The sequence below is a fragment of the Chitinophaga sp. genome (assembly GCF_036569125.1).
In the GTDB taxonomy this organism is placed as follows: domain Bacteria; phylum Bacteroidota; class Bacteroidia; order Chitinophagales; family Chitinophagaceae; genus Chitinophaga.
This window is the reverse complement of sequence record NZ_DATCRF010000227.1, coordinates 1-8,340: the sequence shown is the minus strand read 5'-3', so window position 1 is coordinate 8,340 and position 8,340 is coordinate 1. Positions and strand designations below refer to the sequence as shown.

General features: G+C 50.5%; 8 protein-coding genes. 1 reads left to right on the top strand and 7 read right to left on the bottom strand.

What is annotated here, in order from left to right:
- A partial coding sequence (locus tag VIM87_RS08120) for a thiamine-phosphate kinase (protein WP_331996497.1) occupies nucleotides 1–613 on the top strand: 613 nt, incomplete at its 5' end.
- Nucleotides 614–667: 54 nt separating this feature from the next.
- Here the strand turns inward: VIM87_RS08120 and VIM87_RS08115 are convergent.
- The 7 genes from VIM87_RS08115 to VIM87_RS08085 form a co-directional block, all read right to left on the bottom strand.
- Nucleotides 668–2,362 carry an ArnT family glycosyltransferase gene (locus tag VIM87_RS08115; protein WP_331996496.1) on the bottom strand — a complete coding sequence of 565 codons (1,695 nt, stop codon included), beginning with the start codon at nucleotides 2,360–2,362 and terminating at the stop codon, nucleotides 668–670.
- 72 nt (nucleotides 2,363–2,434) lie between these two features.
- Nucleotides 2,435–3,538 carry an N-acetylglucosamine-6-phosphate deacetylase gene (gene nagA, locus VIM87_RS08110; protein WP_331996495.1) on the bottom strand — a complete coding sequence of 368 codons (1,104 nt, stop codon included), beginning with the start codon at nucleotides 3,536–3,538 and terminating at the stop codon, nucleotides 2,435–2,437.
- A 10-nt stretch (nucleotides 3,539–3,548) separates the two neighbouring features.
- Nucleotides 3,549–3,938 carry a VOC family protein gene (locus VIM87_RS08105; RefSeq protein WP_331996494.1) on the bottom strand — a complete coding sequence of 130 codons (390 nt, stop codon included), beginning with the start codon at nucleotides 3,936–3,938 and terminating at the stop codon, nucleotides 3,549–3,551.
- Between the two features lie 34 nt (nucleotides 3,939–3,972).
- On the bottom strand, nucleotides 3,973–4,767 hold the full coding sequence (locus VIM87_RS08100; protein WP_331996493.1) for an amidohydrolase: 795 nt from the start codon (nucleotides 4,765–4,767) through the stop codon (nucleotides 3,973–3,975).
- Between the two features lie 206 nt (nucleotides 4,768–4,973).
- Nucleotides 4,974–5,435 carry a regulatory protein RecX gene (locus tag VIM87_RS08095; RefSeq protein WP_331996492.1) on the bottom strand — a complete coding sequence of 154 codons (462 nt, stop codon included), beginning with the start codon at nucleotides 5,433–5,435 and terminating at the stop codon, nucleotides 4,974–4,976.
- Nucleotides 5,436–5,564: 129 nt separating this feature from the next.
- The gene (locus tag VIM87_RS08090; RefSeq protein WP_331996491.1) at nucleotides 5,565–7,922 is read right to left on the bottom strand and encodes an ATP-dependent helicase; all 2,358 of its coding nucleotides are present in this window, start codon (nucleotides 7,920–7,922) and stop codon (nucleotides 5,565–5,567) included.
- A 79-nt stretch (nucleotides 7,923–8,001) separates the two neighbouring features.
- On the bottom strand, nucleotides 8,002–8,340 hold a 339-nt coding region (locus tag VIM87_RS08085; RefSeq protein ID WP_331996490.1), incomplete at its 5' end, for an RNA polymerase sigma factor.

Sequence of the window (8,340 nt, the reverse complement as noted above, 5' to 3'; positions counted from 1 at the left end):
CAGCGTAACTGCGCTGGGTGAAGTAACACCCGACCAGTTCGTAAAACGCTCTACTGCCCAAAAGGGCGATCTGCTCTGCGTTTCCGGCGACCTTGGCGCCGCTTACCTGGGCCTTACCCTGCTGGAAAGGGAAAAAAGGATCTACCAGGAAAACCCGCAGCTGCAGCCCGACCTGGAAGATCAAACCTACATTATAGGCCGGCAGCTGAAACCGGAAGCCCGTAAGGATATTGTGGAATACCTGGAAGAGCAGGGCGTAAAACCCACTGCCATGATGGATATCAGCGATGGCCTTAGCTCTGAGGCCCTGCACATCTGCAAGCAAAGTAACCTGGGTTGTGTGCTGTACGAAGAAAAGATCCCTATCGAAGATCAAACCAAACAGCAGGCCCTCAAATTTGGCTTAGACCCTACTGCCTGCGCACTAAGCGGCGGGGAAGACTATGAGCTGCTGTTCACCATTAAACAGGAGGACTATGATAAGCTGGTGCTTTCAGAACAGATCAGCGTTATCGGCTACATGACGGATATTAGCGAAGGCGCGCATATTATTACCAAAGGCGGTAATAAGTTTAAGCTGGTAGCCCAGGGCTGGAACGCGTTTGAACAGTAATTACAAAACAGTATAAATACATTGGCCGCAGCTACCAAACAGCTGCGGCTTTTTTTATTTGTTGATCTTATCACTCACGATTACCTGCACTGCCTCGCTGTTATGCGTGGGCGGCAATATGCCGGCAAATACGCAGAACTTCAGCTGGTAAGTGCCCGGCTGCTCCGGCATAATCACCTCCATACGGATAATACGGCGCTCCATAGCTTTGAACAGATCTATAGAACTTTTAACTGCCGGCAGCCCGTCCCTTTTATGTACAAAGGCATATCCCAGCAGCGCTGCATGGGCCGTATCCTGCGGAATAGGACGCCCGTAATCATTACGCACTTTCAATATAAAGGCCATATGCTCGCCGGGCCGCGCCTGCACTTTTTTCATAGCCGGTATCAGGCGGATCAGAGAGTAGGAATAGTATTGCGGTATGTTGTAGTAGTCCCAGGTGCCTTTTACTGTTTTTATACTATCTGTAACAGGCAGCTCTGTTCCCGGCTCAAAAGCCAGCATTACAGGCTTACCCCACAGCTGTGTTTCCGTATTCCAGAAATTATACTGGCTGCGCCGCGCATAGCGGCTGTTCAGGCTATACGATAAGGTACCCGGCGCATAGAACATGTATTTGGAAGGCAGCTGGTAGCTGTTCATGAACACCACCGGCTTATCACCGGCTTTGGCCTGCAGGGCAGCAGCCCACTCCTTGTTATGATGAATTTCCGGCCGTATCTCCACACCCGGTAAAAAGTCCCAGGCCATGTACACCCGCACCACCAATACAATAGCCACGGTAGCATAGGCCAGGTACCGCAGCAGCTTCCAGGAGCCCCTGCGGCGGATAATAGCCTGGTGGGCCAATATCACCGCCGGCACAAATACCATCACCGTCCAGTTAGCCTCTACCCGGCCTTTATAGGTGCTGAGCAGGAAAAAGGCCAGCACCCCTATCAGGTTTACTTTTAAGGTACGTTCAAAGCTGCTTTGTATGGGGCAAATGAAGGCGTAATACAGCAGCAGCCAGCCCGCAAGTGGCCCAAACAATAACAGCTGCCCTAACAAATATTCCAGGGTGTAGCTGATATCATAGCTGGGTGCATTACGCTCTACCAGGTGATATTGCAGGGAAGGGAAACCATGCGCCACCTGCCAGTAAATATGCGGCAGGAATAAAGCCGTGGTAATGATCACCGCTACATAGAACTTAAATACCCGCAGCAGGTTAGGGTTTGATACTACGGTAAAGAACACCAGCAGTATGCCATGGTATTTACTGTAAAACAGCAGGGCCATGCTAATGCCCAGCAGCAGCGTGTTACGCCAGCTTTGCTGTTCAGTGAACAAACGGTAGATCCAGAAGTATAAAGCGGCAAAGAAGATCAGCGGTACATCCGGCACGGCCAGCATGCCCCCTATTTGCATAGCTCCCATAGCGCACAGCACCATGTAAAAGAGGCGGTTATGCTTTTGAGGTATCAGGCGCCAGGTGATCCAAAGGGTACAAACATTCAGCACTACCATCAGCAGGCGCACGCCAAACTCATTGTGGAACAGGGCATAACCCATTTTTATGAGCAGGGCTATCATGGGCGGATGATCGAAATAACCCCAGTCCAGATGGCGGGAGTATACCCAGTAATAGGCCTCATCATCCATCAGTTCCGTTACGCCTGCCTGCACCAATGCCAGCACCAGCCAGCCCAGTAAAAAACTATTCCTGTAATGATCTTTGGTGAAAAAACGCGTTAGTGCCGACATATCTTCCTTGAGCAGATTAAGAAATTGTTAAGCGCGAAGATACTAAAACGGAGCAGCATACCCATCCTTTCCTCATTCCGTGATGGTTTGCACCACCTGCAGCTGGTCGTTAAAAACCACCATGGCAGCCCGGTAGCCGGCGCTGATGCGGCCCAGCTCATTTTCCATCCCGGCCAGGGCGGCGGGGTAAGCAGAGGCCATGCGCAACGCCTCATCCAGGGGAATGCCTACCTTTTCCACGCAGTTCTTTACAGCCTGCATCATGGTGAGGCAGGAACCAGCCAGGGTACCCTGGGCATTCACATAACGGTCCTTATCAAAAATGTAAATGTAGTCGCCGCTGCGGGCTTCCGCCACTGCATCCGTGATCAGGAACAGCCGCTGCCCCATGATCTTTTTACTGATGCGGATCGCAGCAAAATCAACATGAATACCATCCGCTACTACGCTGGCGCATATACGATCATGATCATAAATAGCGCCTACCATACCCGGCGCCCGGCTTTGCAGGGCCGACATGGCATTGAACAGGTGTGTGGAGGTTGGAATGCCCCGCTCAAAAGCAGTATATGCCTGCTCATAGGTAGCGTTACTATGTCCGGCAGATACTAATATGCCGGCATCCTGCAGCTGTTTTACCAGCTGCGGATCACAGCGCTCCGGCGCTAAGGTCATCATTTTAATAACGCCCCGCCCGTGCTCCAGTAACCAGTTTATATCTTCTTGGGTGGGAGAAGTAATATATTGTTCTAAATGCGCGCCTTTTTTTTCGGGGTTCATGAAAGGCCCTTCGAGGTGCAGGCCCAGCACACCTTTGCCGCCTTGCTGCCAGTAATCTTTCACGGCCTGCATGGAACGTAACATTACCTCCCGTGAGCTGGTGGGTATGGTAGGCATAAAGTAAGCTGCGCCGCCGCTCACGCAATATTCATAGGTGCCTTTCAGTGATGCCGCATCCGTACTAAAGGGAAACAGGTGCCCGTTACCACCATAGATCTGCAGGTCTATTAACGCCGGCGCCAGGGTAGCCCCGCCCAGGTCTATCTCCTGAGTGCCCGAAGGTACTTCTGTAACCGGCAGCAGGCCTACAATACGCCCGTTATCGGTCAATACTGCGTGGTTGTCCAGGAAGCGGTCGCCGGTGAAAATGCGTGCATTGGTGTAAGTAACTGACATGCTGGCAAAGTTAAATTTCGTATAGCTCTAAGGGTAGTCCGTCAGGGTCGGTAAAAAAAGTAAAGCGCTTCCCCGTGTGAGGGTCCACACGTATGGGTTCCGGTGTTACGCCACTGGCCTGTAGCTGTGCTACGGCCGCATCCACATCCTGCACCGTAAAGGCCAGGTGCCGCAATCCCTGCGCTTCCGGCCTGCTGGGCCGGGGTGGCGGCTCGGGGAAAGAGAACAGCTCTATTACGTATTGCGTACCCAAAGCCAGGTCCAGCTTCCAGGACCGGCGTTCCTCCCGGTATACTTCCCGCACTATCTGCATACCCAATACCTGTGTGTAAAAGGTTTTACTACGTTCATAATCAGCACAGATAATGGCAATATGATGAATACCGGAAAGTAAAGACATGGAATGTTATTAGGAGGTTTGAAAACCGGTGCGACTACAATACCTGGAACTTATCCGCATCTTTCAGGAAAGGCAGGTTTTTCCGTACCTCTTCCAGCCGTGCGCGTTCCAGCGTGTAGGTGAATATATCTTCATCATGTGCTTTCTGGTAAATGATCTCGCCCATGGGATCAATAATGCTGCTATCGCCGCTGTGGTAAATGTTATTACCATCATTCCCTACGCGGTTCAGGCCAATTACATAAGCCTGGTTCTCTATGGCGCGGGCCTGCAGCAATGTTTTCCAGGGGGTGTTGCGCCGTTCCGGCCAGTTAGCCACATTGATCAGCACATCGTAGGCCGGAGCTCCGGTTTCTGCTACAATGGCGTTGCGCGCCCATACCGGGAAACGGAGGTCGTAGCAAACGGAGAGGTTTATTTTCCAGCCCTTTACCTGTGCTATCAGGCGTTTGTCGCCGGGCAGGTAATGCTCATGCTCGCCGGCATACCCGAACAGGTGGCGTTTATCATAAGTGCCATATACACCGTTGGGCTGCATCCATACCAGGCGGTTCACGTAACGGTCGCCATCCTTTATTATGAGGCTGCCGGTGATGATCACATTCTTTTCTGCCGCTTTCTTCTTCATCCACTGTACAGCGCTGCCATCCATAGTTTCAGCCAGCCTGGCCGACTGCATGCTGAAACCGGTGCTGAACATTTCCGGCAGCACGATCACTTCTGTACGTTCAGGGATCGAGTTGATCTTTTCATCGAACATCCGCAGGTTCTCCGCTATATTCTCCCAATGCAGCTGCGACTGTATGAGCGTTACTTTCAGATCTGACATAATGCTTTTTAATTACGAATTACGAATTAGTCAATTACGCCGAATGCTTAATGCAGAACGCTAAACGCTGATTGTGTTTTGCTTCCGGCCTTTTGCTTTATGCATTCGGCGTTAAGCGTTCAGCATTGGGGCCCAATTCGTAATTCGTAATTGACTAATTCGTAATTAACAAATGTACGCTCTACGGGCTTAAAAACTTTTAAATTTTATGGCTGGTCATTTACAATTTGTTCAAGCGCGGCCTGGGCCAGCTCCGGCTCAAAGCCCTTTTGTACCAGGTATTGAATGGTTTTTAGCTTTTGTTTCAGGGGATGCTCCCCTTCCAGGGAGGCATATTTTTTGGCCGCCTGCCGTTCCAGCGTCTCCCGGTAATCATCCGCATCTATTTCCTGCAGTCCTTTTTTAATGCAGTAGGGCGATACCTGCCTTTGCTGCAGCTCCATGGTTATTTTACGGCGGCCCCATTGTTTGGTACGGAACTTACCGCCGGCAAAGGCTTTGGCAAAACGTTCCTCATTCAGGAAATTATCAGCGATCAGCTCCGCAATGGCCTGGTCTATTTCTTCGCCCCGCAGGCCCAGTTCCCGGCATTTATGGTGTACTTCGCTATGGCAGCGCTCCTGGTAGGCGCAGTAGTGGCGAAGCTTTTGTAAAGCAGCAGTAGTCATTTTCCAAGCTTTTAGCTATTGGCTGTTAGCTGTTAGCCTGCCAAAAGCAAACGGTTAAAAGCTAAAAACTGATAACTGTTAGCTGTTAGCCCGCTAAAAGCTAACAGCTAAAGGCCAACAGCTAATTATTTACTTCTTCACGATCATTAACCGTGCGTAGTTGAGCATAATCTTTTTTTCGCCGCCGCCCTTGGGAAATACCACAGTGGCAATACGGTTATTGGGGGCGCCTTCCATACTCAGAATAGTGCCAAAGCCAAACTTCTGGTGCTCTACCTCCATACCGGCTTCCATAGTAGCCGGATCATCAGGGGCAAAACCAGGTGACGGCACATGGGTGCCCACGGGTGCGGTGGGCTTGGGCGCCGGGCGTGCAGAGGATGATGAAGTGGAAGAAGCTCCTCCTGCAGGACCAGCAGGCGCTTTCTTTTGCATGCGGTCGAACATATTGTTGCCGCCATTGTTCCACAAACCACCGCCGCCACCGCCAAAGCCGCTGCCACGCATAGCATTGCCGCCTGCATAGCTACGGTCAATGAACTGTTCCGGCATTTCTTCCAGGAAGCGGCTGGGCTCATTATTCACCAGGCTGCCAAAACGGTAACGGCTGCTGGCGTAGGTAAGCCACAGGCGGGCTTTAGCGCGGGTAATAACCACGTAGAACAAACGGCGCTCCTCTTCCAGCTCCTCGCGGGTGTTAATGGAAAGAGTGCTGGGGAACAGGTTCTCCTCCAGGCCCACAGAAAACACCACCGGGAACTCCAGCCCCTTGGCAGCGTGAATGGTCATGAGCTTTACCACATCGCTGTTCTCATCATTGCCCTGGTCTGCATCCGTAAGCAGTGTGATCTGCTGCAGGTACGAGCCCAGGCTTTTATCCAGCAGCTCCCCATCTTCCGTAGGCGTTTCTGTAAACTCTTTTATGGAGTTCAGCAGCTCCTGTATGTTCTCATACCGGGCCAGGCCTTCCGTAGTTTTATCGTTAAACAGCTCTTTTACAATGTTGGTGCTTTTGCCCACCTGTACGGCCACATCGTAGGCATTATGTTTTTCCAGGATGGCCTGGAAACTTTTGATCATCGTTACAAAACCTTCCACCGCTTCCAGTGTGCCGCCTTTAAAGCCAAACTCACGGCCGCGTTCCAGCACTTCCCAGAAAGTAATGTTCTGCTCATTGCTGATGATCACGGCTTTTTCTATAGTGGTTTTACCAATGCCCCTTACCGGGTAATTGATAATACGTTTCAGGCTTTCTTCATCGCGGGTATTAATAGTGATACGCAGGTAAGCCAGGAAATCCTTTATTTCTTTGCGCTGGTAAAAGGAAATGCCGCCGTAAATGCGGTAGGGGATGCCTTTGCGGCGCAGGCTTTCCTCAAAGGAGCGGCTTTGCGCATTGGTGCGGTACAGGATGGCAAAGTCGCGGTTATCGTAATGGTTGCGCAGCTTTTGTTCTGCAATGGTATCTGCTACGTACTTGCCTTCCTCATTATCCGTCATGGTGCGCACCAGCTTAATTTTTTCGCCCTCCATGTTGTTGGTCCACAGGGCTTTTTCTATCTGGCCTTTATTGTGCGCAATTACTTCGTTGGCTACGTTCAGGATGGATTTGGTGCTGCGGTAGTTCTGTTCCAGCTTTACCACATGCACATCGTCATAATCCTTTTCAAACTGCAGAATGTTCTCGATAGTGGCGCCGCGGAAAGAGTAAATGCTCTGCGCATCATCCCCCACCACGCAAATATTTTCATGCACGGATCCTAACAGCTTTATGATCTCGTACTGCGCAGGGTTGGTATCCTGGTACTCATCGATCATAATGTATTTGAACTTATGCTGGTATTTGTGCAGGGTTTCCGGGAACTGCTTCAGCAGCACATACATTTTAAACAGCAGATCGTCAAAGTCCATAGCGCCGTTCTTAAAACAGCGCTTGGCATACATGTCGTAGATCTTGCCTATCATGGGGCGGTTGGCCCGCATATCTTCCTGTTGTACGAAATTGTCGTGCTGGTATTCCTCCGGGCCCATCAGGCTGTTCTTGGCCGCGGAAATACGGTTGTATACGAAGTTGGGCTTGTAATGCTTATCGTCCAGGTTCTGCTCATTAATAATGGTTTTGAGCACGCTCTTGGCATCGTCCGTATCGTAAATGGTAAAATCGTTGGGATAGCCCAGACGGTGCGCTTCTGCGCGTAATAGCCTGGCAAATACGGAGTGAAAAGTGCCGATGTAGAGGTTACGGGCTTCATTGCCGCCCAGTATTTTTTCCACACGCTCTTTCATTTCACGGGCAGCCTTGTTGGTAAAGGTGAGCGATAGTATGTTAAAGGCATCTACCCCATGCCGCATCAGGTGGGCAATACGGGTAGTAAGCACTTTGGTTTTACCGGAGCCGGCGCCCGCTATGATCATCAGCGGCCCGTTAATATGTGTTACGGCCTCTTGCTGCCGTTCATTCAGTTCGTCTAAGTAATTTGGCTTCATCAGGGTGTAAAAATAACCAAATTCCCTATGCCAAATGATAGTTGTTAGTAGTTAGTGGATAGTGTGAGGCGGAACGGCTTCAGTAGCGTGCAATACGTGATTTCAGCATTTTACGTGCAAAGTGGATGCGGCTTTTCACTGTACCCAGGGGCTCATTCAGGATCATTGCAATTTCATAATATTTATATCCCTCAAAATACAGCAGAAAGGGTTGTTTAAAAATAACGGGGAGATTGTAAATGGCCATATGCACATCCTTTACCCGCAAACCATTTTCCGCATAATTGCCAATAGAGGGTTGCTGCTGGTGTAAAAGAAAATCGCCCATCGCATTATCCAGCAGGCGGTACTGCCGGTTACCACGGCGGTAATTGTTAATAAAAATGTTGCGCATAATGGTATACAGCCAGGCTCGTAT

Excerpts from the sequence above, each read along its gene's own strand:
- VIM87_RS08105 (WP_331996494.1), bottom strand. The coding sequence starts at position 3,938 with ATGTCTTTACTTTCCGGTATTCATCATATTGCCATTATCTGTGCTGAT.
- VIM87_RS08100 (WP_331996493.1), bottom strand. The coding sequence starts at position 4,767 with ATGTCAGATCTGAAAGTAACGCTCATACAGTCGCAGCTGCATTGGGAG.
- VIM87_RS08090 (WP_331996491.1), bottom strand. The coding sequence starts at position 7,922 with ATGAAGCCAAATTACTTAGACGAACTGAATGAACGGCAGCAAGAGGCC.
- VIM87_RS08095 (WP_331996492.1), bottom strand. The coding sequence starts at position 5,435 with ATGACTACTGCTGCTTTACAAAAGCTTCGCCACTACTGCGCCTACCAG.
- VIM87_RS08115 (WP_331996496.1), bottom strand. The coding sequence starts at position 2,362 with ATGTCGGCACTAACGCGTTTTTTCACCAAAGATCATTACAGGAATAGT.
- nagA (WP_331996495.1), bottom strand. The coding sequence starts at position 3,538 with ATGTCAGTTACTTACACCAATGCACGCATTTTCACCGGCGACCGCTTC.